Below are 24,109 nucleotides of genomic sequence, written 5' to 3'. Positions count from 1 at the left end.
CGTTTTTTAGAATGCCCATCCTTAGCCTCTTACAATGGGCATTGTAAGCTTCTTAAGATGGGCATTCTTGGCCTCTTAGGATGCCCATCCATGGATTCATTCTCAGCCGGGTTCTCCAAGGTAACGGAAATTAATAATTGACAAATTGAAGGCTGAATGTTGTGAAGGCTGTGAAGTCAGTGAGGGCTGTTTTGTAAACTTTCTGAGAAAATAAATAAATACGGGGGGGGACTTTTAAAAGGGGTACCGGTATTTATTTATTTTCCTGCAAAGTTTACAAACAGGGGGTAAATACTTTCACAACTTTCACAACGGACGGAGGTCATCCCCCGGGCTTTTCCTCCTCTTGCGGTTCGGGCAAGATGGATCCTTTTTCCAATCCGTAAGAGTAGCATAAATTAATATTTCTTTTGTTTTCGGGCCGTTTCATGGGAAGATGCCCTCAGTGGAAACGAAATGTCCCGGCAATTTTCCGACGTAGGTTCTAATAAATGGATTATGATTGCTTCTGATGAAGTTTGGCAGATACAAAAAAGGTGGAGATTACTTTCATTCAGACAATTGTCTGAATGTCTGCATATCGACCGCCGCACACTTTCGAAACTGGACCATCACCATCCGGACGGCACGTTGACGCTTGAAACGCTCGACCGCATTTATGCGACCTTCATGTACCTCTGTCCGATATATTTCACTCCGGAGGAGGCAGAAGAAGAATATCGCAGACTGGTCGATTCGCGAATACGTATTCTGATGTGTTCGGAGATAAGCCCTCGGGTACTGGCTCAAAAATGAAAGACTGAAAAAAGGTGATATTGATAAATTAGCCCCTCATATTTTATAAAAAAAATGAAATTATATCTAATTTAATCCTTTCGGGAAGTATATGTATGTTTCCTTTAATTTCTTATGCTCAGTTTACGAAAGGGCTGAGTTATCGGGCGGAGACTGGTGTCAGCTTCAGCGGAGGCGAACATACCCCTTTCTGGCTGACGGCAAACAAGCAGGGGCTTTCGTCTATTGAAAAGAATAACGGGTATCTGCGTGCAGGTGTTTTCCGGGAGTTGGAAAAGGATAAACCTTTCTCGTATGCTTTCGGGGCGGATCTGGCTGTCGCTTATAATTTTACTTCGACTTTCGTGGTGCAACAATTGTATGCGGATCTGAAATATCGTTGCCTGGGGTTGAGCATCGGAAGCAAGGAACGACATAGCGAGTTCAATAATCCGTTACTGAGTAGCGGTGGACTGACGTTCTCCGGAAATGCGCGTCCGATTCCGCAGGTTCGTATCGGTATTCCTGAATATACGCTCGTTTCGGGAACAAAAGGTTGGTTGGCTTTTAAAGGGCATATTGCCTATGGTATGTTTACGGATGACGGCTGGCAGAAGGACTTTGTGGTTCCGGGCGGTAAACATACGGAACATGTGCTTTATCATTCCAAAGATTTATATGTGAAGATCGGTAACAAAGAGAAGTTTCCTTTGATCTTTGAAGGAGGGGTAGAGATGGCTGCCCAATTCGGAGGAAATGCGTTTAGGGGAAATGAGAAGATCGATATGCCGAACGGGATAAAGGATTTCTTTAAAGTGTTTATTCCAAGCGGAGGGAGTAGTGATACGCCGATGGGTGAACAAACGAATATTTATGGGAATCATTTAGGTAGCTGGAATTTCTCATTGACCTGGTATGCACCAAAAGATTGGACAATCCGTCCCTATTACGAACATTATTTTGAAGACCATTCGCAGATGTTCGGGGAATATGGCTGGAAAGATTGTCTGGCAGGGATAGAAATAACACTTCCCAAAAATCCTGTCGTTAGTAGTTTTGTTTACGAATATATTTCAACAAAAGATCAGACTGGTCCTGTTTATTGGGATCATACACCGGAAATACCGGAGCAGGTGAGTGGTGCGGATAATTATTATAATCATGGTATTTATACCGGCTGGCAACATTGGGGGATGGGGATCGGCAATCCGCTGGTTATGTCTCCTATTTATAATGATGATGGAGAAATAATTTTTAAAAGTAATCGTTTGCAGGGGCATCATTTCGGGATTATGGGAAATCCTTGTGCCGATTTGCAATATCGTGTCCTTTTATCCGTTACACGTAATTGGGGAACTTATAGTTTGCCTTTTTATGAGATCAAAAAGAACGGAAATGCTTTAGCTGAATTGAAATATACTCCCTACCAATTGAAAGGATGGGATTTTACAGCATCGTTGGGTATAGACCGGGGAGCGATGTTGGGTAAAAGTGCCGGTGGCATGTTAACAATCAGAAAAACAGGATGGATACGATGAAAAGATATATAATAGGTGCGTTGCTACTGTTGATGGCTGGCGCTTGTGGAAAAATGCCGATTAATGGCGACCTGGATGGTCGCTGGCAGATTATGAAGATAGAATATGCATCGGGAGAGGAAGAAGTTCCGGAACGTGCTTATTACAGCGTGGCTTTGCATACGATTAATTTGATGAAGGTTGATGTAACCAGTCAGACCGGTAATATGGAATATACCGGAGATTCCTTGTTTGTAGTCATGCCAATCAGCAAAGTTGAAGACTTATTGCCATTTGGGATGAACGGAACAGAACAACGCTTCGGCGTCAAAGAATTAACATCGAAGCATCTGGTTCTGCAATCGGATTATGCCCGATTGGAGTTCAGGAAGTTTTGATTCAGAAATTATCAGGTTTGAGCTATCTTTTATAGCAACTGGTTGTACCTGGCTCCCCTCTTGAGAGGGGGAAGGGGGTGTGTCATATCCCCGCCATACAACCACCATAATCAGAGTCACTTGACTATTACAGGTTCATTTGCCGTTTGCTTCAGCTGACGGTTTACAAGTTGTTTCTCTCTTTTGGCTTCAGCCACATTTCTCCTAGATAGAAACCTGTAAGAAATGGGACTAAAGTCCAATGAGATAGACCATTTACTAATCCGTCAGCTGAAGCAGACGGCAAATAAACCTGTAACAAGGCTTGTTTTATTGACTGGCTTTAACACACCCCCTACCCCCTCTCAAGAGGGGAGCCAGTTACAACCAGTCAATAAACAGATGATTCAATTATTTCTAAAATCGAAATAACAACAAAAATAAATAATAATATGAATATCGTAATCAGAAATGTATTATTGGGGGGATTACTGTGGTTGGCGGTTCCATTGTCGGCACAGGTGTCCCAGGATTTGATTGATAAGGCGAAAGCCGCGGGTATGACGGATGACCAGATTCGCCAGGAGATAAATAAACGGATGGGACAGTCCGGGACGGAACAGGCTACGCGTACGGCATCGGATGCTGTGGTTACAGATCGTACGGTTGCTATTCCGGACGGAAAGGGAATACCTCCTTTGGATGCCCAGCGGGAAGCCAATCGTCCGACGGGAGATTTAAGCGGAACCGTGTTCGGTCGCGAAATATTCTCGAACAAGAACCTGTCCTTTGAGCCTAATCTGAATGTACCGACTCCCAAAGGATATGTTTTATCTGCCGGAGACGAATTGCTGATCAATGTATGGGGAGATTCTGAACTGAATCTGAAACTGAAGGTTTCTCCCGAAGGAACAATTCTTATCCCTAATCTAGGCCCGGTATCTGTCAGCGGACTGACTATCGAAACTGCTGAAAACCGTATCCGACAGGAATTGGGACGGATCATGTCTACCTTGTCGGGAGATACAGAGTCTGGAAGTACGGACGGGGCCAATACGTTTGTTTCCGTTAGCCTGAGCCAGATACGTAGTATCAAGGTGAATATAGTAGGAGAAGTAGTAGCTCCGGGGACCTATACGCTTCCATCGTTTGCTACTTTGTTTAATGCGTTGTATGCAGCAGGTGGAGTGAATGAGATCGGTTCGCTTCGTGGAATCAAAGTTTACCGGAATAGCAAGGAGGTAGCCAGCCTGGATGTGTACGATTATTTGTTGAACGGCAAATACAATACGAATATCCGTCTGGAAGAGAATGATATGGTGATCGTTTCTCCTTATGACCAACTGGCTGTGGTACAAGGAAAAGTAAAACGTAACCGTATTTTTGAGTTGAAAAAGGGGGAAACGCTGAAACAACTTTTAAATATGGCCGGAGGCTTTACCGGGGATGCGTATAAGAAAGATGTCCGTGTCAAGCGAAAAGCCGGTAGCCGTTATCAGATAGCTACTGTTACGGAAGATAAATATCCGACTTTTGCGATGATGGACGGCGATTCTTTGTTGGTGGATTCTGTGATTCCTTTCTACGAAAACCGTCTGACAGTGACAGGGGCCGTTTGGCGTCCGGGAGAATATGAATTGAATGGTACGGTTCATACGGTCCGTCAACTGGTTGATCAGGCAGCGGGTTTGAAAGGAGATGAGTTTGCCGGTCGTGCTCAGATCACCCGTTTGAATCCGGATTTTACAACGACTGTCATAGCCGTAGATATCCGTGGTATCCTGAACGGTACTGCTCCCGATATGGAACTAAAGCCGGAAGACCAACTCTATATCCCTTCTTTCTTTGATTTGAGAGAACCTTATACGATTAAAGTAAGTGGGGCTGTGAATTTTATAGACACAGTTCTTCCTTACCGGAACAATCTGACAGTGGAAGATGCCATTATGATGGCTGGCGGTTTGAAGGAATCGGCTGCAACGGTGAATGTGGAAGTAGCCCGTCGTATTAAGGATACAAAAACGTACGAAAATACTAACCGTACGGCCGAAGTATTCAATTTTGAATTGAATGACAATTTAGGATTGATACCGGTGAATGGAAAAAAAGGGGATACTCTTTTTACGTTGGAACCGTTTGATGAAGTGTATGTACGTTTCTCACCAGGTTATCAGGAACAACAGGTAGTGAAGGTAAATGGTGAGATTACCTTTTCCGGTGATTATGTCCTGGCAGAAAAGAACTCCCGTCTGAGTGATATTATCGCCAAAGCCGGAGGGATAACGCCTGATGCCTATGTAAAAGGAGCAAGCCTGAAACGCCAGTTGACAGAAGATGAGATGCGCCGCCTGGAAACTCTGCTACAACTGAGTTCCAATAAACAGAGCCGTGATTCGGTTGCTTTATCTTTGGAGAACATTAAAGATTATTCAGTGGGTATCGACCTGGAAAAGGCCCTGGCAAATCCGGGGAGTGCGCACGATGTGGTGTTGCGTGACGGAGATGCGCTCTACATTCCTCAGTTGCAGAGTACGGTTAAGATAAATGGTGCCGTAACCTATCCGAACAGCGTGACATATACAAAAGGAATGTCTGTGGGTGATTGCCTGTCGCAAGCCGGTGGCTATAATGATATTGCTCGTAAATATCCGATCGTAATCTATATGAACGGAAAGGTGGCAACGACCAAGAAAAGCTTTATCTTCTTCAAACGTTATCCGAAGGTAGAACCCGGATGTGAAATTGTCGTTCCGACCAAGACGCAGCGTGATCGTAAGACCAGTCTGGCAGAAGTTCTGAGCATAGCTAGTTCAACCACTTCGATGGCAGCCATGGTGACCTCTATCATCAACACACTGAAATAATTATCAATTTTCAATCTTTAATTTTCAATTAAAAAGATGGATATGATTCAAATGAACGCTCCTGATATGGATACAAACGAGCAGGAGATAGATTTAATAGAGTTGGCTAAACGGCTATGGGGGGAACGCAAGTTCTTGTTCAAATGCTGTGGAGTCGCGATAGTTGTAGGATTGGTGGTCGCTTTCAGCATACCGAAAGAATACAGTACGACAGTAAAGCTGGCACCTGAAACGTCTGATCCGTCCAAAAAGATGGGAAATCTGGGTGGTCTGGCTGCTATGGCTGGTATAAACCTGGGTTCTTCGGCTGGTTCGGACGCCATCTCCCCGGACTTGTATCCGGATGTGGTACAAAGTATTCCTTTTCTGTTGGAGTTGTTTCCTGTACAGGTAGAGAGTGAAAAAGGTGATTACTCATCGACATTGTACGAATATATGGATGATCACCAGAAAAGTGCATGGTGGAGTTATGTGATAAAGGCTCCTTTCAAATTACTTGGTTGGGTGAGAGGATTATTCTCAGAAGAAGAACTTTCCGGTGAGGGAGAATTAACATCTTTCCGGTTAACCAGAGAACAGGATGGCGTAATACAAGGATTGCAGAAACGTATCTCTGCCTCCGTGGATAAAAAGACATTGGTAATAACTGTCTCTGTCCAGATGCAGGACCCTTTGATCTCTGCAAGCCTTACTCAGATAGTCGTGGAAAAGCTTCAGGGATACATCACCAATTACCGTACACAGAAGGCCAAGCAGGATCTTGAGTTTACAGAAAAGGTATTTGGAGAAGCTCGTGAGTCTTATTACAAGGCCCAACGGGCGTATGCCGCCTTTGAGGATGCGAACAAGAACATCATCTCTGCCAGTTACCGCACCGAGCAGGAGCGTCTGAAAAATGAAATGACACTGACTTTCAATGTTTACAATACGTTGGCCCAGAAACTGGAGCAGGACAAACTCCGTGTCCAGGAACAAACTCCGGTCTATACGGTGATCAGCCCGGCAACGGTGCCATTAAAGCCAGCTTCACCTAAAAAGCCACTGATACTTATCGGCTTTGTTTTTCTAGCTCTGTTCGGTGGTATCGGATATTTATTTGTGAAGGATATGTTTGCGAATAACAAACAGGCGGAGGAAGATTGCTTCTCAGTGGAATGAAATTTTTATGGATCTAGTCACCACCTGTATACAGGTATAACTTGGTACCGCTGCAATATTTTTAAAGAAAACCTCACTATTATTTGAAAATAAACAAAAGTTTATTTACCTTTGTGTTGTCAGAAACAAAGAAGTAATACAGTAAAATGGAAAATGAAACAAAGAAACTTAGGCTTAGGCTCTGCCAAATAGAACAGAGTATCCGACAGCTGGAAAGAATGAAAAAAGTAATGGAACTCTCGGATGAAGCAATTGATGCAAAATTAAACAAGTTGCTTGACCTATACTCCGAATACCTTAAGAAGTTAGACGAATTAGAAAAGTAAAAATCCTCCCTCTCCTTAATCGGGGAGGGTAAAAAAGAAAAGAATATGAAAAACTTAAATGAGGAATTATCAGAATTACGTAAGGAGTTCGGTACTGACGCCTTTGATGAGCATATTGGCAGAATCAAGGAAATGTATACTACCCCAGAGGAAAAGAAAGCATTAGTCAATTTCGTGCTTGAGTTGGCTGATACATGTGAAAGCGAACTACAAAACGTCGGTAAAGAACTTTCGTTACTGGAACAACTTAATGAAGTCTCAAATATTGTTTCTTTATCATATATTGCCAAACGTTACTTTGGAAAATCTAAATCATGGTTTAGTCAACGAATGCATGGTCATTTGGTAAATGGTAAAGAAGCAGGCTTTACTCCTGAGGAGATACAGACACTAAACATGGCCCTGCAGGATATTTCAAAGACATTGGGTTCAATCAGTTTTACTTGTTAATACTGAGTTTCTGACAATAGCCCCGTCCTGAACCCAGACGGGGCTTTTATTGATGATTTCTTAGACGCAAAACCAAATGATGATACAACACCTCCAGAGACCTTTAACGGAATAGGTAATTTTTACTATGCGCCGAGTAAGACTAAGCGATTGATTTGCCGTAAAATAGCAAAGGTGACGTACATTGATTGTACGTCACCTTTTATGCTTATTCCTCAAAAGTTGCGGAGGCAAGACTCGAACTTACGACCTTTGGGTTATGAGCCCAACGAGCTACCACTGCTCCACTCCGCGATATAGTTGCTATCATTCCTGATTGCGAGTGCAAAGGTATGAATTATTTCTTACAATCCAAATTATTTTACAAAAAGTTTTTGCTTTTCTGTTGAAAGCCGGGGAGTAAGGCTTCTTTTAGTAACAAAATGACACATCTACCGGGTTGAATGTAAGGTAGATGTGTCAATTGGATTTTATAATTCATTTTCTTCAAAATCTTTTGCTTCATATACCCGCAACATCTTTTTCAGATGTCCGATTTGCTGTTGCATGGATTTGACACGATTCAGCAGATGGTGGATGGCATCGATTCCTTCGAAATTGATTGAGAGGTCGTAATACATACGTGTATATCTTTCGATATCGTGTAATTGCTCCGCCTGTAAATACTTTTCGCCTTCGATGATACGGATTTCAATGAGTCCGCCTTCTTCCAGCCTGAAGATGAAAGAAGGTTCTATATGACATATCCGGCAATATTCGTTGACTATAATTAAATCTGTTTGCATAGTACTCGTGTTTTATTAATTAAGACTCTGTATTTCGCGGAACAACTCTTTCTGTTTATCCGTCAGATTAGTCGGTATCTCGATGGAGTAGGTGACGATCAGGTCACCAAACTGCCCGTCTTTTTTATAGACAGGGAAACCTTTGCCTTTCAGGCGGACTTTGCTGTTGTTCTGCGTTCCGGCAGCCACTTTCAGTTTTACCTTGCCGTCCATTGTTTCTATTATCTGTTCGCCACCCAGTATGGCGGTGTAGAGGTTTAACGGGGCGGTTATATATAAATCGTCGCCAACCCGTTTGAAACGGTTGTCTTCTGCTATGCTGAATGTGATGTACAGATCGCCGGCAGGTCCGCCGTTTACGCCCGGACCGCCCTGGCCTTTCAGCTTGATGGTCTGTCCGTCTGCGATACCGGCTGGTACGGTTATGCGCAGATTCTTACCGTTGACGGTAATAACCTGTTTGTGTGTTTGGGCTGCATCTGCCAAAGAGACATGCAGTTCTGCATTATAGTCCTGGCCGCGGAAAGCATGGTTGCCTCTGCCACGACCGCCGCCTCCGAACATGGATTCGAAGAAGTCGGAGAAGCCGCTGCCGTCGTCTGAGGCACTCCATTGGGCACCCCCGCCGTTACTGCCTCCAAAGCCGCTAAAACCACCGAAGCCACCCTGATACTGTCCGTATTGGTTCTGCTGAGCTTCGAACTGGTCGGCATGTTTCCAGTTTTCACCGTATTGGTCGTATTTCTTCCGTTTTTCCGGGTCGCTCAGTACTTCATTGGCTTCGTTGATCTCCTGAAATTTCCGGTGAGCATCCGGATCGTTCGGATTCAGGTCCGGATGATATTTACGGGCCAGCTTCTTGTACGCTTTTTTGATGTCGTCCTGTGAAGCGCCTTTGTTCACCCCTAGAATGTTGTAATAGTCTATATAAGCCATATTATTATATTGTTAAGTCTTTTTGTCGGTTGATATCCATACATCTACATTACAATAAACATGCCGGGGCGGAAATTGACGGCTTAAATTTGGCTAATAAAGCTTAGGAAAGATGAAAACGAAAAGGGCCTCCAGTGAATACTGAAAGCCTTTAGATAGTTGCGGAGGCAAGACTCGAACTTACGACCTTTGGGTTATGAGCCCAACGAGCTACCACTGCTCCACTCCGCGATATAGTTTACAATCATTTTGTGATTGCGAGTGCAAAGGTAGGGATTTTCTCTTATAAAACAAATTTATTGCAAGTTTTTTTTAATATACTTGGTAGAACCAATCTTTTTTAGGTACTTTGCGCACAGTTTTAATCAAAATGTGCAATACAATGCCGATGACAGTTTCTAAAACACGCGAAATGTTGGTGGATGTGGCCAGGCAATTGTTTGCCCGCATGGGGGTTGATAATACGACAATGAACGATATTGCACAGGCTTCCCGGAAAGGCAGACGTACGTTATATACGTATTTCAAGAGCAAAAATGAGATTTATCTGGCTGTGGTGGAATCGGAGCTGGACCAGTTATACAAGATGCTGCTTGATGTTGCCGGAAAGGATTTGCCAGCTGATGAGAAGTTGATGACATTCATCTATGCCAGATTGGATGCTATCAAAGCGCTCGTATTTCGTAATGGTACGCTGAAAGCTAACTTTTTCCGTGATATATGGCGCGTAGAGAAGGTTCGTAAGAACTTTGATATACGTGAGACAGAATTATTGAAGGGAATATTGGATGCCGGAGTGAAGGAAGGGATCTTCGCAATGCCTGATACAGAAATAACAGCAGTGGTGCTACATCATGCCTTGAAGGGATTGGAAGTTCCTTATATAAGGGGTATTATGGGAGATAATATCAGCCAGCGGATTAAGCGGAGAGATAATGTAATGAATTTAATATTCAACGGAATAAAGATAAAGTAAACCAGAGATGTTTATTAATGCAACAGGGTTTTATGTGCCTGAAGAACGGGTGCACAACCAACATTTTTTGGAATTAAACGGGTTGACAAGTGAGTGGATTGAACAGCGTACGGGTATTAAAACCCGGTCCAAAGCCAAACCGGAAGAGACAATTTGTACCATGGGAATGGACGCCGTACGTAACGCACTGCCAAAATTGCCGTATGACATTACGGAAGTTGATTTGATTATCTCAGCATCCTATTCTCCGTACGATACAGTTGCTACCGCAGCCCATTATACGCAGCGTGAGTTTAATATTACAAATGCGAAAGCGTTGTATTTATCATCTGCCTGTTCCTCTTTTTTAAATGCGCTGGAAGTTGTGGAAGGTTATTTTGCTATGGGAAAGGCTACAAAGGCTTTAATCCTTTCGGCAGATAAAAATTCCGCTTATTATAATGAAACAGATCCGAAAGCCGGTCACCTCTGGGGGGATGCCGCTGCTGCGTTCTTTATTTCAAAGGAACGCGTGACAGAGAAAGATCCGCATATTATTGAAGTGTTTACACAGGGGTTGGGCCATTTGGGGAAAGGTCCTGAAGGTGTGCAGTTGCGTCCCCGTGACGGTGGTATCCAGATGCCGGAAGGCCGCGACGTGTTTATCCAGGCTTGTACCTACATGCCTAAAAATGCAGTCTATCTGTTGGAGAAGAACGGATTTGCGTTGGATGACCTGACTTATTTTATCGGTCACCAGGCGAATATGCGTATCATGTCGAATATTGCCAAGCAGCTGAATTTGCCGGAAGAAAAGTTCCTGCATAATATCGAAGAACTGGGTAATACCGGTTCGGTTAGTTCGGCTTTGGTGTATGCACAGAATGACCATACATTCAAGAAAGGCGACCTGGTTTGTCTGACCGTCTTCGGCGGCGGATATTCGGCGGGTGCTTGTCTGATACAGTGTTAATATAAACGTAAATAGAAATATTATGAAATTATTAGAAGGAAAAGTTGCCATTGTAACCGGTGCTGCACGTGGTATCGGTAAGGCTATCGCTTTAAAGTTTGCCGCTGAAGGTGCAAATATCGCATTTACAGACCTGGTTATCGACGAGAACGGTGAAGCTACACAGAAAGAAATCGAAGCTTTAGGTGTTAAGGCAAAAGGGTATGCTTCTAATGCAGCCAACTTTGAAGAGACTCATAATGTAGTGGCAGAAATCGTGAAAGACTTCGGTCGTATCGATATTCTGGTTAACAATGCCGGTATCACGAAAGACGGCCTGATGATGCGTATGAGCGAAGGCCAGTGGGATGCTGTCCTGAATGTGAACCTGAAATCGGCTTTCAACTTTATCCATGCTTGTACTCCGGTCATGATGAAACAGCGTGCAGGTAACATTATCAATATGTCTTCTGTCGTAGGTGTTCACGGGAATGCCGGTCAGAGCAACTATTCGGCTTCAAAAGCCGGTATGATCGGTTTGGCTAAATCGGTGGCTCAGGAACTGGGTTCACGTGGTATCCGTGCCAATGCAATCGCTCCTGGTTTTATCATTACCGATATGACTGCGAAATTGCCGGAAGAAGTAAGAGAAGAATGGAACAAGAAGATTCCTTTGCGCCGCGGCGGTACTACTGAAGATGTGGCAAATGTAGCTACATTCCTGGCATCAGATTTGTCTGCTTATGTATCCGGACAGGTGATTCAGGTAGACGGCGGTATGAATATGTAATATGGAAGTTATCTACGAAGACAATCATATCATCGCGGTAAACAAAACATGCCGCGAGATTGTACAAGGAGATAAAACCGGTGATACTCCTCTTTCGGAAATGCTCAAGGCGTGGCTGAAAGAGAAGTATTGCAAGCCGGGAAATGTGTATGTCGGTGTTACCCACCGGCTGGACCGTCCGGTGAGCGGTGTAGTCCTGTTTGCCAAGACCAGTAAAGCTTTGCCCCGCCTGAACGAGATGTTCCGGGTAGGAGAGGTGAAGAAAACCTATTGGGCTATTGTCAAGAACTGTCCGCCGGCTGAAGAAGGCGAACTGGTGAACTGGCTGGTCCGTAACGAGAAACAAAACAAGAGTTACGCTTATGATACCGAACGTCCGGATTCAAAGAAAGCGATTCTTCATTATAAGGTGGTTGCGCATTCGGATAATTATTTCTTATTGGAAATAGACCTGAAAACCGGCCGGCATCACCAGATACGCTGTCAGTTGGCAAAGATGGGGTGTCCGATTAAAGGAGACCTGAAATATGGTGCCGAGCGTTCGAATAAAGATGGCGGTATCAGTCTCCATTCCCGGAGTGCCGAGTTTATCCATCCGGTATCCAAAGAATTGATAAAGATTGTAGCCCCTGTCCCTGACGATAATTTATGGAAAGGTATTTCAGAGGGCCTCTAACTGGGCCCTCGATTTACTTTGTGTTACGATATAAACGCCGGTAAATACCAATGCTACGGCAATCCCTTTCATCACTCCAAAAGTATCCATCCCCCAAAGTACGGCAATCAGTGACGCAACGATTGGTTGTACATAATTATACATACAAGCTACTGTCGGGCGCAACAGGTTTTGTCCGATGGGAATGAACAGGTAAGGCAGGAAAGTGCCTCCCAGTACGACATAAATGATACCCATATACAATTCTGAAGGAAGATTCAGGAAATCGATACCTGCAATATGGTTGTAGGAGAACGGTATCGTGCAGATGGAAGCGTACGTGAACATCCATTTCATCAATGTGATAGGAGAATATTTGCCTATCAATCCCTTGAACAACACAAAATAAAAAGAGAAACTGAACTGTGCCAGCAGGCAGAGCAGGTCACCCCATATATTGCTGCTTTTACCGCTACCGGCCGCTGCGCTTTGACTGCTCAGAATCAGCAACAAGGCTCCGGCTGCCCCGACAAAGATACCGATTACCTTTTTTCCGGTGACAGGCTCTTTCAGGTAGAATGCCGCAATAATCATAGTAATGATAGGCGTTGTTGTCGTGACTATGGAGGCATTGATAGGCGAGGTCAGGGAAACGCCGAAGATGAATGACCCCTGGTTCAGTACGATTCCCTGTAACGCGGCGAAGAATAGTTTCGCAAGGTCCTGATGGTTGACATGTTCTTTTTTGGTGAAGAATGACGCCAGCCAGAAAACGACAGCCGCTCCCACCATGCGGAAAGTCGTGAGCGACAACGCACTGACCGGACCAGCCATTAATACGGCTTTTGAAACGGGAGACATCAGCCCCCATAATATATTTGCCCCCAGCATAGCCAGGTGGCCTTTATAAGCATTTGATTTCATTTTGCCTTTATTGAATCGGTACAAAGGTAAATAAAAAAGTGCATGAAAAGATATATCCTTCCATGCACTTCCTATATGTCGTTGCTTGTTTATGCAATCGTAATTTCCGGGTCCAGGTAAACGTCCTGAATGGTGTGAAGCAGTTCGACGCCATCTTTCATGGAACGCTGGAATGCTTTACGTCCGCTGATCAGGCCCATACCGCCGGCACGTTTGTTGATGACAGCAGTGATGACGGCTTCTTTCAGGTCGGAGGCACCGTGTGATTCTCCTCCGGAGTTTATTAGGCCGACACGGCCCATATAACCGTTGGCTACCTGGTAACGGCAAAGGTCGATCGGGTGCTCGGTCGTCAGTTCGGTGTACATCTTTTTATCTACTTTGCCGAAGTTGATGGCTGTGAAGCCACCGTTGTTGGACGGCAGTTTTTGTTTAACGATATCTGCTTTGATTGTTACACCCAGATGGTTGGCCTGACCGGTCAGGTCGGCTGCCGCATGATAGTCTACGCCATCTTTCTTGAAATCATTGTTCCTCAGATAGCACCAAAGGACAGTTGCCATCCCTAGTTCGTGTGCATACTCGAATGCATCCGCAATCTCGACCAGTTGCTCACGGCTTTCCGCAGAACCGAAATAGATGGTGGCACCGACTGCTGCGGCTCCCATGTTCCAGGCTTCCTTGACTGTACCAAACATCACCTGATTGTAGCTGTTCGGATAAGTAAGCAATTCATTGTGATTGAGTTTTACGAGGAACGGTATTTTATGTGCATATTTGCGTGCTACAACTCCCAGGTTTCCGAATGTGGAAGCGACAGCGTTGCAACCGCCTTCGATTGCCAGCTTCACGATGTTTTCCGGATCGAAATAAATGGGATTCGGGGCGAATGATGCTCCGGCCGTATGTTCTATGTCCTGGTCGACCGGGAGAATAGACAGATAACCGGTGTTAGCCAGCCGTCCGCTTCCCAACATTCGTTGTAAATTATTTAATGTCTGAATATTTCTGTCCGTATTAATCCAGATATCATCGACTGTTGAAGGAGATGGTATGTGAATCAGTGATTTGTCAATCGTTTTACAGGTGTGACCCAGTAAATATTCTGCTTTGTCGCCTAAGAGGCTTGTAATCTTTAATGTATCCATACTATATGTAAGTTTTATAATCTAACACTTGCCGCTTTGAATAAGTTCCATAGTTTTTATCAATTAACAGATAGAATATTTCTATCGGCTTATCTCTTGCTCTTTAGATTTGTTTGGTTAATTTTGTCACAGCGAATAACAAAAGATTATATACTAATAGTTATACAACCAATAAAATTTTACGAAGATGAAAAAGAAATGGATCTGCACAGTATGTGGTTATGTTCATGAAGGTGACGAAGCTCCTGAATTTTGTCCGCAATGTAAACAACCGAAAAGCAAGTTCAAAGAACTGGTAGAAACAACAGGCGCTCTGCAGTTTGTAGACGAACACGTATTAGGTGTTGCAAAAGGTGTTGACCCTGTTATTCTTGAGGGGTTGAACGCTCACTTTATGGGTGAATGTACTGAGGTAGGTATGTATCTGGCAATGAGTCGCCAGGCAGACCGCGAAGGTTATCCTGAAGTAGCAGAAGCATTCAAACGTTATGCATGGGAAGAAGCAGAACATGCAGCTAAGTTTGCAGAGTTGTTGGGTGATGTTGTTTGGGACACAAAGACTAACCTGAAAAAACGTATGGAAGCAGAAGCCGGTGCCTGCGAAGATAAAAAACGTATCGCAACATTGGCAAAACAGCAGAATCTGGATGCTATCCACGATACAGTACACGAAATGTGTAAAGACGAAGCCCGCCATGGTAAAGGTTTCGAAGGATTATATAACCGTTATTTCAAATAATAACGTTCAATTCGTTAACACGATAGGATTGGGAGTGCCGGGAGGTTACTCCCTTTTTTTAGCACTATAGTGCTGTGTTGTATGATACTATAATGCTATGGGTATTAGCATTATAGTGTTGCTTGGACTGACATAGTAGTGCTGTGTGCAGAAAAAAAAGACCTTTGGAGGATAACGGTATAAAATTTTTTATACATTTGTCGCGTCAACGACCAGGAAAGCTGCCAGAGTGGTCGAATGGGCCGCACTCGAAATGCGGTGAACGGGTAACTGTTCCGGGGGTTCGAATCCCTCGCTTTCCGCTGAAAAGAGAAACAGTTGTCGGTTATAAACTGGCAACTGTTTCTTTTTTTCAAATATATAAAGATTATCGGATTGATATTAGCTTCATGGTCCAATCAGCTAAATATAATGGTATATTAATCAGATTATCATCTACTTTCAGATTGTTCAGTGAATATCGGATTTTATATGTCGGATGATAATTCATATCATATACGGATAGGCTTTTTCCTCCTAAACGAGTGTCTGATTTCACTTCAATGGGAATAATCTCTATACCTGATTGGATAACAAAATCAACCTCTGCTTTTCCTAATGATGTCCAATACCGGGGAAGGATTTCAAGTTGGCATACCAATGATTGTAGGACATAGTTTTCTGCCAATGCTCCTTTAAATTCAGTGTATGCCGTATTGCCAGCTAAGATAGCTTCAGGAGGAAGTCCTGCCAATTCGCGTAGTAAACCGATATCGGAAAGGTAGATTTTGAAGGCTGAAAGGTCATCGTAGCTTTTTAATGGCAGATAGGGTTTGGAGCTGCAAAAGATTCTGTAGATTAGTCCTGCATTTTCTAACCAAAGTAGGGCATCTTCATAGTCTCGTGCCCTGGCTCCCGGTTTTACCATTTTGTAAATAAATTTACGATTTTCTTTTGCTAGTTGACTGGGTATGGAATTCCATATACTTATGATACGAGGAATATCTTTATTCTCAGCATGTTTAGAGAAATCAAATGTGTAGGCATCTAAAATAAATCTCTGTACACGTTTTACTTCGTCCATGCCTTTATTTTCCATAAAGGCTTTTACGGCTGCAGGCATTCCACCTATGACAAGATATTGGCGGTAGAATTCAGTTAGTTTATCTGAAACAATTTGGGGAAGAGGCTCCACAACAGATAACTCTTCAATATATTGATATATTTTTCCATCGCTTACTTTTAAAAATTCTTTAAATGTTAAAGGGTATAGGTTCATGAATTCTACTTTCCCGACAGGGAATGAATCTCCTTTCGATAAGGTTACTCCCAATAATGAACCGGCAGCCACTACAGCATATTCAGGAGCATCCTCACAGAAGTATTTTAAGGAATTCAGTGCTTTGTTGCATTCTTGAATTTCATCAAAGATTATTAGTGTTTTATGAGGCAAAATAGGACTGTCAGTATGCAATTTTAACTGTGAAATTATTCGTTCGGGGGCTTTTGTGTTTTCGAAGATTTCATTTAAAGATTCATCCTTATCGAAATTGAAGCTGGCTACATATTCGAATTCTGTATGACCAAAATGCTCTAATATCCATGTTTTTCCAGTTTGTCTGGCCCCCTTTAAAATTAGAGGCTTTCTATCCGGTCTACTTTTCCAATCTTTTAAATCTTCAATGATGCTACGATATAATTCCATGATAAAATCAATTTTATGTTCCTGAAAATGGCAAAAATGCACAAAAGACGTTCCTGTTTTTGGCAAATGTACTAAATAATAGGGAATAATATTGTTGTAAGTTGCTGTTTTTTCGAGGATATTTTGTTAATATAAAAACGGACAGGCATCCATAGATAAAGCGATGCTTGTCCGTTTTTGTTTCGATGCCTACCCATTTCAGGCAGGTTGTCGTCCTATTTTTTCAAACTTTCCAGTAATGCATCTACAGCTCCGGGGATTGTTGTTTCGCTTTTCAGCAATTGGATAAATTTGCTGCCGATGATGGCGCCTGAGGAATTGGAGGAGGCGGCATCGAAGGTGGCTTTGTTGGAGATTCCGAAACCTACCAGACGAGGATTTTGCAGGTTCATTCCGTTGATACGGCGGAAATAGGCCTGTTTCTGATCGTCGAAACTCTGCTGTGCACCTGTTGTTGCGGCACTCGATACCATATAGATGAAGCCGGAAGTGTGTTCGTCAATCAGGCGGATACGGTCTTCGGAAGTTTCAGGGGTGATGAGCATAATCATTTTCAGGTCGTAGCGGTCGGCTATCTCTTTGTAGTCGGACATGTAGTCGGCGAAAGGGAGGTCGGGGATAATCATGCCGTCGATACCTACTTCCACACATTTTTTACAGAAGTCTTCGAAGCCGAACTGCATAATCGGATTGAGGTAGCCCATCAGGACTAAAGGCATCTGTACCTCTTTTCGTATGTCTTTCAACTGTTCGAACAGGAGGTGGAGCGACATGCCGTTTCGCAATGCCTGTGTAGCGGCTTCCTGGATGACGGGACCGTCTGCCATCGGATCGGAGAAAGGGATGCCTACTTCGACCATGTTAATACCTCTTGCTTCCAGTTCTTTCAGAACGGTTACCGTATCATTTAGCTGTGGATAACCCGCTGTAAAGTAAACGGACAGGATGCCGTTCTTTTTTGTTTCGAATAAGTTTGTAATACGATTCATATGTCAGTCTTTTTATTTTTAATCTTGTCAATAAATGTTTTCAGTTTCTCTGCGTCTTTTATGCCCGGACTGGTTTCGAAGCCACTGTTGAGATCGATACCGGCCAGTTTCGGGTGGCTGAAGTTCCGGAGGGCTTCTGCGCTGTCGGGGTTGATACCACCGCTGAGCAGGAAAGGCGTTTGCCCTTTGTAGGCGGAGAGTACCGACCAGTCGAACTGTTTGCCTGAACCGCCATAGCTGTTGCATTTGGTGTCGAAAAGAAAATAATCGGCACGGCCTTCGTAATCGGCGACCGGTTTTAAATCTTCTTCGGTGGCGATGGAGAATGCCTTTATGATTGCATATCCTCGTTTATGGAGGGTATAGCAGATGTCCGGCGATTCGTTTCCATGCAATTGCAGGTAATCGAGCCGGTAATGGGCGGCTGTTTCCATCATTTCTTCCGGCGTGGCGTTGACGAAGACGCCGACTCTCTTTAGTTGACAGTTGACGGTTGACAGTTGAGAGATGAAAGATGATAATTGCTGTCCACTGTCATCAGTCCCCAATCTCCTGGGTGATTGGGTGTAAAAGATGAATCCCATCCAGTCGATTCCCGTCTCTGCTACCTGCCGGATATTTTCCGGTTCTCGCATGCCGCAAACCTTGATTAGCATGGCAGACCTCCTATGAAAGCGGATAAGGTAGCGCCCGGCTCTTCTGTTTTCATAAATGTCTCACCAATCAGGAAACCGCGGAAGCCAGCCTCACGAAGGCGGCTTACTGTGGCTGTATCTGATATTCCGCTTTCCGAAACCAGTAGGGGAGCCAGGTCTTTTTCTTTGCTGACTTCCTGCATGATCTCTGCCAGACGGAACGAATTTTCCACGTCGGTATGGAATGTCCCGAGGTTGCGGTTGTTAACACCGAGCATGTCGATATGCGGGTTGAGATGCCCCAATTCTGATTCGCTGTGGATTTCCAGCAATGTTTCCAGTTGGAGGGTATGTGCCAGCTCTGCCAGTGACAGGCATTGGTCGGGGGTGAGGCAGGCGGCGATTAGCAGAATCGCGTCGGCTCCCATGACCCGGGCCTGGTACACCTGGTATTCGTCGATGATAAAATCTTTCCGTAACAGGGGAATCTCAGCCAGCTTGCGTGCCTGGCAGAGGTCACCCAACGAACCGCCGAAAAACTGCGGGTCGGTCAGGACCGAGCAGGCAGAAGCTCCGGCTTGCTGATAGGCCGGGATGATGTTCGGGATGGCGGCATCCGGATGCAACCAGCCTTTCGATGGGCTTTTACGTTTAAACTCGGCGATGATGCCCGAAGAAGATGCAGCCAGCGAGGCACGCATCGAATAGGTGGTACGTTCCAGCCGTTCGCCACCCAATGCCAGTAGCGTACGGAGTTGTACGGCTTGTTTCTGCCGGTCTACTTCGATGCGTTTGTTGGCTATAATGTCTTGCAATATATCTTTCATAAATCAATTATTCAGTGAAATAAACTTTTTCAGTGTGGCCAGTGCACTGCCGCTTTCCAGTGATTCGCGGGCTTCGGCGATACAGGTTTCTATCTTCTTTTCCGGGCAGATGACCTGGATAGCAAAGGCAGAGTTGGCAATTACGCAGTTCTTTTGTGCCAGGGTTGCCGTATTGGTCATTACGTTATTGAAGATGCGGGCGGCATCTTCGACAGTCTGGCCGCCGTCGAGGTCATCCTCTGTGCAACGGGCAAAACCAAGCATTTCCGGGGTATATAGTTTCTCTTTCTCCGGCATTGCTACTTTGAAGTCGGAGGTCAGTGATATTTCATCGTACCCGTCCAGGCTGTGGACAACGGCAAAACGCGTCCCGCTTTCCTGGTATGTGTAGCTGTATAACCGCAGCAAAGGTAAATTATATACGCCCAATAACTGGTAAGCCGGCATAACGGGATTCACCAGCGGGCCGAGCATATTGAAGAAACTGCGTACTCCCAGGCTTTTACGTACCGGGGCTACCGCTTTTAAGGCCGGATTGAATAAAGGGGCATGCAGGTATGCGATATGGCAGGTGTCCATGTTTTGGCGTAGTTTGTCGATATCGTTGGTAAACTTGACGCCATGTTGTTCCATCACATTACTGGCACCGCTGACGGAGGTTGCGCCGTAGTTACCGTGTTTCACCACATTGTAACCGGCTCCGGCAACGACAAAACAGGAAGCAGTACTGATATTGAATGTGTTTTTGCCGTCGCCCCCTGTGCCGACGATGTCGATTGGCTTGTAATCCGACAGGTCGACCGGTACGCGCATTTCGAGCAGGGCTTCGCGGAAACCGGATAACTCTTCTACGGAAATGTTACGCATCAGATAGACGGTGATGAGGCTGGCTATCTGGGAATCATTGTATTGGCCGGCAGCCATATTCTGAAGTATCTGGCGGGCTTCATCCCGGCCGAGGTACTGGTGTTCGAATAATCTGTATAATATATCTTTCATAACTCTTCTTTCGTAAATGATTTCTTTTTAACTGCCACTAGTCATCTTTTCAGCCAGTTTTCAATAATAATCTTGCCTTTCGGGGTCAGGACCGATTCCGGATGGAATTGGATACCCCGGACATCGTACGTACGGTGACGTAATGCCATGATTTGTTTTTCTTCCATATCTTCCGCTGTTATTTCCAGGCAATCGGGAAAGTTTTCGCGGGAGACTACCCAGGAGTGGTAACGCCCGGCACGGAATCCGGCTTCGAGTCCGGCAAATAACGGTTCTTTAGCTGTCACCCGGATATCGGAACAAACGCCGTGATGAACGTCCGTCAGGTTAATCAGGGTTGCTCCGAAGGCTTCTCCAATCGCTTGCTCGCCGAGGCATACTCCCAGAATACTTTTTGTCGGAGCATATTGGCGGATTAAAGGAAGCAGGATGCCTGCTTCTTCCGGAATACCGGGACCCGGCGAAAGAAGGATTTTATCAAAGCGGTCTACTTCTTCCAAGGATATTTTGTCATTGCGGTGAACTTCCACCTCCGCACCCAGTTCCTTCAAAATATGTAATAAATTATAGGTGAAGGAATCATAATTGTCGAATAATAATATCTTGCTCATAATTTTCAATTTTTAATTCTTCAACTTCTCTGCCAGGTCGATTGCCTTTTTCAAGGCTCCCAGTTTGTTGTTTACTTCCTGAAGTTCGCGTTCGTCGTTGCTCTTCGCTACGATACCGGCACCGGCCTGGTAATACAGTACGTTGCCGCGGCTGACGAAGGTACGGATAGTGATAGCCTGGTTCAGGTCACCGTCCAGGCCGATAAATCCGATGCAGCCGCCATAGGCTCCGCGGTTATGTTTTTCGAGGTCGGTGATAAGCTGCATGGCACGTACTTTCGGGGCGCCGCTGAGGGTCCCTGCCGGGAAGGTGTCGATGTATGTTTTTACCGGGTTGCTGTCGTTGTTCACTTCGCCGCTTACACGGGAAACCAGGTGGATGACGTGGCTGTAATATTGTACCTCCTTGTAGAAATCGACCTGTACGTTGTGTGCGTTGCGGCTTAGGTCGTTGCGGGCAAGGTCTACCAGCATGACATGTTCGGCATTCTCTTTCGGGTCGGCGAGCAGGGCTTCTGTACGTTGTTTGTCGAGAGCCACGTTGCCTGTGCGGAAAGCGGTTCCGGCAATCGGGTCGATGCTTGCATGGCCTTCCGTCACTTTGCAGTGCGTTTCGGGAGAAGAACCGAAGATGCGGAAGCCGCCGAAGTCAAAATAGAAAAGGTAAGGGGAAGGATTGACACTTCTCAGGGCACGGTAGACTTTAAAGTCGTCGCCTTTGAACGGTTGTTCGAAACGGCGGCTTAAAACGATTTGGAAAACATCACCGCGCAGGCAGTGTTTGATACCTTCGCGAACCATGGCCTTGTATTCTTCGCCGGTGATAGGAGAAGTCTCCGGCCCGGTAGTCTGGAAGTTATAGGAAGCATAGTTGCGGTTTTCAATCAGTGTTTCGATCTCTTGCAAGTTGCTTTTTTCACCGTCCTGCAATAATTCGACCAATGTCAGTTCATTTTTGAAATGGTTGAAGACGAGGATATACTTATATAATATGTATAGCATGTCGGGAGCATCGTTCTCTTCGTGGTGGGCTTCCATGACCGGAATGTTTTCGAAGTAACGGACAGCATCGAAGGCCGTGTATCCGAACAGGCCGCAGATTTTCTTGTCTGCCCCTTCGATGCTGTAACGGCTCAGAAACGCGTTCATGGCATCTGCTACGTTATAGCTTTCGCTGAGGGGAGTCACTTCGCGGTTGCTGTCGGGAAAGGTTGCCGTACATTCGCCGTTGTTGATGCCGATACTTGCCAGCGGGCAGAGGGCGATGAAGGAAAGGCTGTTTTCGTTTCCGTGGAAGTCCGAACTTTCCAGCAGGGCTGATTCCGGATAGATATCCCGTACTTTCAGGTAGATGCTGACGGGCGTGTGAAGGTCGCCCAGGACCTGTTTGCTTATCGTTTTGAAATGATAGTTTTTCATCGGTTACTTTCTGTTTTTGTATTCAATATACGTATCCATATCTTTATCTCCGCGTCCCGAAACGGTCAGTACGACTACGTCTTCCGGCTTGAAATCCACTTTGCTGAGTGCTCCCAGCGCATGGGCGCTTTCCAGTGCCGGGATGATTCCTTCCAGGCGGGTCAGTTCGAAAGCGGCTTCCAGTGCTTCGTCGTCATCGACAGCCAGGATAGAGGCGCGGTGGCTGACGGACAGATTGGCGTGAATCGGACCGATTCCCGGATAGTCCAGTCCGGCAGAGATAGAGTAGGGCTCTTCGATTTGTCCGTCTTCGCTCTGCATGACCAGGGTACGGGCTCCGTGTATGATTCCTTTCTTTCCCAGCTGGATGGTGGCGGCGCTCATACCTGAACAGATTCCTTTTCCTCCGGCTTCTGCCAGTACGAGTTTCACCCGGTGGTCGTCGATAAAGTGATAGATTGTACCGGCGGCATTGCTTCCGCCTCCCACGCAGGCAATCAGGTAATCCGGATGATCGCGCCCTTCTTTTTCCTGTAATTGTTTCTTTATCTCTTCACTGATAACGGATTGCAGGCGTGCTACCATGTCGGGATAAGGGTGAGGGCCGACTGTGGAACCGATGATGTAATACGTATCGGAAGGGTGACAACACCAGTCACGGATTGCTTCGTTTGTCGCATCTTTCAGGGTCATGTTGCCGGAAGTAACAGGGACGACGGTCGCGCCGAGCATCTCCATCTTCTGCACGTTGGCATGCTGGCGTTCCACGTCCGTCTTGCCCATGTAAACGATGCATTCCATGTTCGTCAAGGCGCAAACGGTAGCTGTGGCAACACCGTGCTGTCCGGCACCTGTTTCGGCGATGATGCGGGTTTTACCCATGCGGCGTGCCAGCAGAATCTGTCCGATTGTGTTATTGATTTTGTGGGCTCCCGTATGGTTGAGGTCTTCCCGTTTGAGATAAATCTTGCAACCATACTTTTCGCTTAATCGTTTTGCTAGGTAAAGGGGAGAGGGACGGCCTACATAGTCGCGCAGCAACTGGTTGAATTCCTGCTTGAAACTTTCACTTTCCAGTACTTCCAGATAGATGTTCTGTAAGTCTTCCACACACTGGTGAAGGATTTCGGGGATATAAGCACCGCCGAACTCACCATAATAACCGTTTTTGTCAACTTGATACGTTTTCATCTTTTTGCTATATTATTTTAGTTGTATTCCGTTTGTTTGAAAAAGAAAAAAGGCCCGTCGCAAGTGCGACAGACCTTTCTATGATATCTTGACTAGTATATACACAGGACTGCGTTCCTTACGACCGTTGTAGGAGTAAAGAGCGCCACCACCAAAATGTATTTACTATAAATGTTCTCATGACTGTTTTTGTTATTACGGCAGCAAATATAGATATTCTCTGACAAACTGCAAATGATTTGCTAGTTTTTTTTGAAAAATATTCGTTGTATCACTAATCATAATAGTCCGTTAAAAATTCAACATATCGGCTAAGCGGCTTCTGCCACTATGCCAAAGAGTTCTTTGATAAGTTTAGTATTAAAAGTTCTGTTCGGTTTCAGACCGGACTTGCTAAAAATTCT

The 24,109-nt window shown here is 45.0% G+C and carries 24 protein-coding genes and 3 tRNA genes; 13 read left to right on the top strand and 14 right to left on the bottom strand.

The window, feature by feature from the left end:
- Positions 1–456: 456 nt before the first annotated feature.
- The 7 genes from NBH15_RS26495 (at position 457) to NBH15_RS26465 (ending at position 7,466) form a co-directional block, all read left to right on the top strand.
- Positions 457–795, top strand: a complete 339-nt coding sequence (locus tag NBH15_RS26495; protein WP_250823998.1) for a hypothetical protein — start codon at positions 457–459, stop codon at positions 793–795.
- A gap of 95 nt (positions 796–890) precedes the next feature.
- Entirely contained in the window at positions 891–2,312 is a 1,422-nt protein-coding gene (locus tag NBH15_RS26490; protein ID WP_250823997.1) for a capsule assembly Wzi family protein, read from the top strand.
- Positions 2,300–2,689: a lipocalin-like domain-containing protein gene (locus NBH15_RS26485; protein ID WP_122328631.1), complete on the top strand. Its 390-nt coding sequence runs from the start codon at positions 2,300–2,302 to the stop codon at positions 2,687–2,689. Before NBH15_RS26490 ends, NBH15_RS26485 begins: the two co-directional genes overlap by 13 nt.
- 431 nt (positions 2,690–3,120) lie before the next feature.
- Positions 3,121–5,532 carry an SLBB domain-containing protein gene (locus NBH15_RS26480; protein WP_250823996.1) on the top strand — a complete coding sequence of 804 codons (2,412 nt, stop codon included), beginning with the start codon at positions 3,121–3,123 and terminating at the stop codon, positions 5,530–5,532.
- A gap of 42 nt (positions 5,533–5,574) precedes the next feature.
- Positions 5,575–6,690: a GNVR domain-containing protein gene (locus tag NBH15_RS26475; RefSeq protein WP_250823999.1), complete on the top strand. Its 1,116-nt coding sequence runs from the start codon at positions 5,575–5,577 to the stop codon at positions 6,688–6,690.
- Between the two features lie 146 nt (positions 6,691–6,836).
- Positions 6,837–7,016, top strand: coding sequence for a hypothetical protein (locus tag NBH15_RS26470; protein ID WP_250823995.1), 180 nt, complete (start codon positions 6,837–6,839; stop codon positions 7,014–7,016).
- Between the two features lie 45 nt (positions 7,017–7,061).
- Positions 7,062–7,466 (top strand): DUF5053 domain-containing protein, encoded by a 405-nt coding sequence (locus NBH15_RS26465; RefSeq protein WP_250823994.1) that lies wholly within the window; start codon positions 7,062–7,064, stop codon positions 7,464–7,466.
- 222 nt (positions 7,467–7,688) lie between these two features.
- On the opposite strand, the gene NBH15_RS26460 is transcribed toward NBH15_RS26465, so the two are convergent.
- The 4 genes from NBH15_RS26460 to NBH15_RS26445 form a co-directional block, all read right to left on the bottom strand.
- Positions 7,689–7,760 (bottom strand) — tRNA-Met (locus NBH15_RS26460).
- 176 nt (positions 7,761–7,936) lie between these two features.
- Positions 7,937–8,251, bottom strand: coding sequence for a chaperone modulator CbpM (locus tag NBH15_RS26455; protein WP_122328629.1), 315 nt, complete (start codon positions 8,249–8,251; stop codon positions 7,937–7,939).
- A gap of 15 nt (positions 8,252–8,266) precedes the next feature.
- The gene (locus NBH15_RS26450) at positions 8,267–9,187 is read right to left on the bottom strand and encodes a DnaJ C-terminal domain-containing protein (protein ID WP_250823993.1); all 921 of its coding nucleotides are present in this window, start codon (positions 9,185–9,187) and stop codon (positions 8,267–8,269) included.
- 159 nt (positions 9,188–9,346) lie between these two features.
- Positions 9,347–9,418, bottom strand: a tRNA-Met gene (locus tag NBH15_RS26445).
- Between the two features lie 151 nt (positions 9,419–9,569).
- On the opposite strand from NBH15_RS26445, the gene NBH15_RS26440 reads away from it, so the two are divergent.
- From NBH15_RS26440 to NBH15_RS26425, 4 genes are read left to right on the top strand one after another with little or no spacing between them, the layout of a single operon-like run.
- On the top strand, positions 9,570–10,163 hold the full coding sequence (locus NBH15_RS26440; RefSeq protein ID WP_007652508.1) for a TetR/AcrR family transcriptional regulator: 594 nt from the start codon (positions 9,570–9,572) through the stop codon (positions 10,161–10,163).
- Between the two features lie 7 nt (positions 10,164–10,170).
- Positions 10,171–11,115 (top strand): 3-oxoacyl-ACP synthase III family protein, encoded by a 945-nt coding sequence (locus NBH15_RS26435; protein WP_007652511.1) that lies wholly within the window; start codon positions 10,171–10,173, stop codon positions 11,113–11,115.
- A gap of 22 nt (positions 11,116–11,137) precedes the next feature.
- The gene (fabG, locus tag NBH15_RS26430; RefSeq protein WP_007652512.1) at positions 11,138–11,884 is read left to right on the top strand and encodes a 3-oxoacyl-[acyl-carrier-protein] reductase; all 747 of its coding nucleotides are present in this window, start codon (positions 11,138–11,140) and stop codon (positions 11,882–11,884) included.
- 1 nt (position 11,885) lies between these two features.
- A complete protein-coding gene (locus NBH15_RS26425) occupies positions 11,886–12,560 on the top strand; it encodes an RluA family pseudouridine synthase (protein WP_128133673.1) in 675 nt (224 codons plus the stop codon).
- Here the strand turns inward: NBH15_RS26425 and NBH15_RS26420 are convergent.
- Both NBH15_RS26420 and NBH15_RS26415 read right to left on the bottom strand, forming a co-directional pair.
- Entirely contained in the window at positions 12,546–13,463 is a 918-nt protein-coding gene (locus NBH15_RS26420) for a DMT family transporter (protein ID WP_250823992.1), read from the bottom strand. The two genes, NBH15_RS26425 and NBH15_RS26420, sit on opposite strands and share 15 nt — an antisense overlap.
- Positions 13,464–13,552: 89 nt before the next feature.
- On the bottom strand, positions 13,553–14,611 hold the full coding sequence (locus tag NBH15_RS26415) for a class I fructose-bisphosphate aldolase (RefSeq protein ID WP_186958852.1): 1,059 nt from the start codon (positions 14,609–14,611) through the stop codon (positions 13,553–13,555).
- Between the two features lie 187 nt (positions 14,612–14,798).
- Here NBH15_RS26415 and NBH15_RS26410 point away from each other — a divergent pair, with 187 nt between their 5' ends.
- Both NBH15_RS26410 and NBH15_RS26405 read left to right on the top strand, forming a co-directional pair.
- Positions 14,799–15,350 carry an NADH peroxidase gene (locus NBH15_RS26410; protein ID WP_007652517.1) on the top strand — a complete coding sequence of 184 codons (552 nt, stop codon included), beginning with the start codon at positions 14,799–14,801 and terminating at the stop codon, positions 15,348–15,350.
- A gap of 215 nt (positions 15,351–15,565) precedes the next feature.
- A tRNA-Ser gene (locus NBH15_RS26405) sits at positions 15,566–15,652 on the top strand.
- A 65-nt stretch (positions 15,653–15,717) separates the two neighbouring features.
- Here the strand turns inward: NBH15_RS26405 and NBH15_RS26400 are convergent.
- The 8 genes from NBH15_RS26400 to trpB all read right to left on the bottom strand — a co-directional run bounded on the left by NBH15_RS26400 (position 15,718) and on the right by trpB (position 23,705).
- Positions 15,718–17,034, bottom strand: coding sequence for an ATP-binding protein (locus tag NBH15_RS26400; RefSeq protein ID WP_128133674.1), 1,317 nt, complete (start codon positions 17,032–17,034; stop codon positions 15,718–15,720).
- Between the two features lie 215 nt (positions 17,035–17,249).
- Positions 17,250–18,023 (bottom strand): tryptophan synthase subunit alpha, encoded by a 774-nt coding sequence (trpA, locus tag NBH15_RS26395; RefSeq protein WP_250823991.1) that lies wholly within the window; start codon positions 18,021–18,023, stop codon positions 17,250–17,252.
- Positions 18,020–18,679, bottom strand: coding sequence for a phosphoribosylanthranilate isomerase (locus NBH15_RS26390; RefSeq protein ID WP_250823990.1), 660 nt, complete (start codon positions 18,677–18,679; stop codon positions 18,020–18,022). The genes trpA and NBH15_RS26390 overlap by 4 nt, the downstream gene beginning before the upstream one ends.
- Entirely contained in the window at positions 18,673–19,485 is an 813-nt protein-coding gene (trpC, locus tag NBH15_RS26385) for an indole-3-glycerol phosphate synthase TrpC (RefSeq protein ID WP_250823989.1), read from the bottom strand. Before trpC ends, NBH15_RS26390 begins: the two co-directional genes overlap by 7 nt.
- A 3-nt stretch (positions 19,486–19,488) precedes the next feature.
- Positions 19,489–20,484: an anthranilate phosphoribosyltransferase gene (gene trpD / locus NBH15_RS26380; RefSeq protein ID WP_250823988.1), complete on the bottom strand. Its 996-nt coding sequence runs from the start codon at positions 20,482–20,484 to the stop codon at positions 19,489–19,491.
- A 41-nt stretch (positions 20,485–20,525) separates the two neighbouring features.
- Positions 20,526–21,095: an anthranilate synthase component II gene (locus NBH15_RS26375; protein WP_128133677.1), complete on the bottom strand. Its 570-nt coding sequence runs from the start codon at positions 21,093–21,095 to the stop codon at positions 20,526–20,528.
- Positions 21,096–21,107: 12 nt separating this feature from the next.
- Positions 21,108–22,514 (bottom strand): anthranilate synthase component I family protein, encoded by a 1,407-nt coding sequence (locus NBH15_RS26370; RefSeq protein ID WP_128133678.1) that lies wholly within the window; start codon positions 22,512–22,514, stop codon positions 21,108–21,110.
- A gap of 3 nt (positions 22,515–22,517) precedes the next feature.
- The gene (trpB, locus tag NBH15_RS26365) at positions 22,518–23,705 is read right to left on the bottom strand and encodes a tryptophan synthase subunit beta (RefSeq protein ID WP_250823987.1); all 1,188 of its coding nucleotides are present in this window, start codon (positions 23,703–23,705) and stop codon (positions 22,518–22,520) included.
- Positions 23,706–24,109: the final 404 nt, after the last annotated feature.

This window comes from Parabacteroides caeci (assembly GCF_023656795.1).
Taxonomy (GTDB): Bacteria; Bacteroidota; Bacteroidia; order Bacteroidales; family Tannerellaceae; genus Parabacteroides; species Parabacteroides segnis.
Note: the sequence above shows the minus strand (reverse complement) of the source record. Positions and strands in the feature narration are given on the sequence as shown.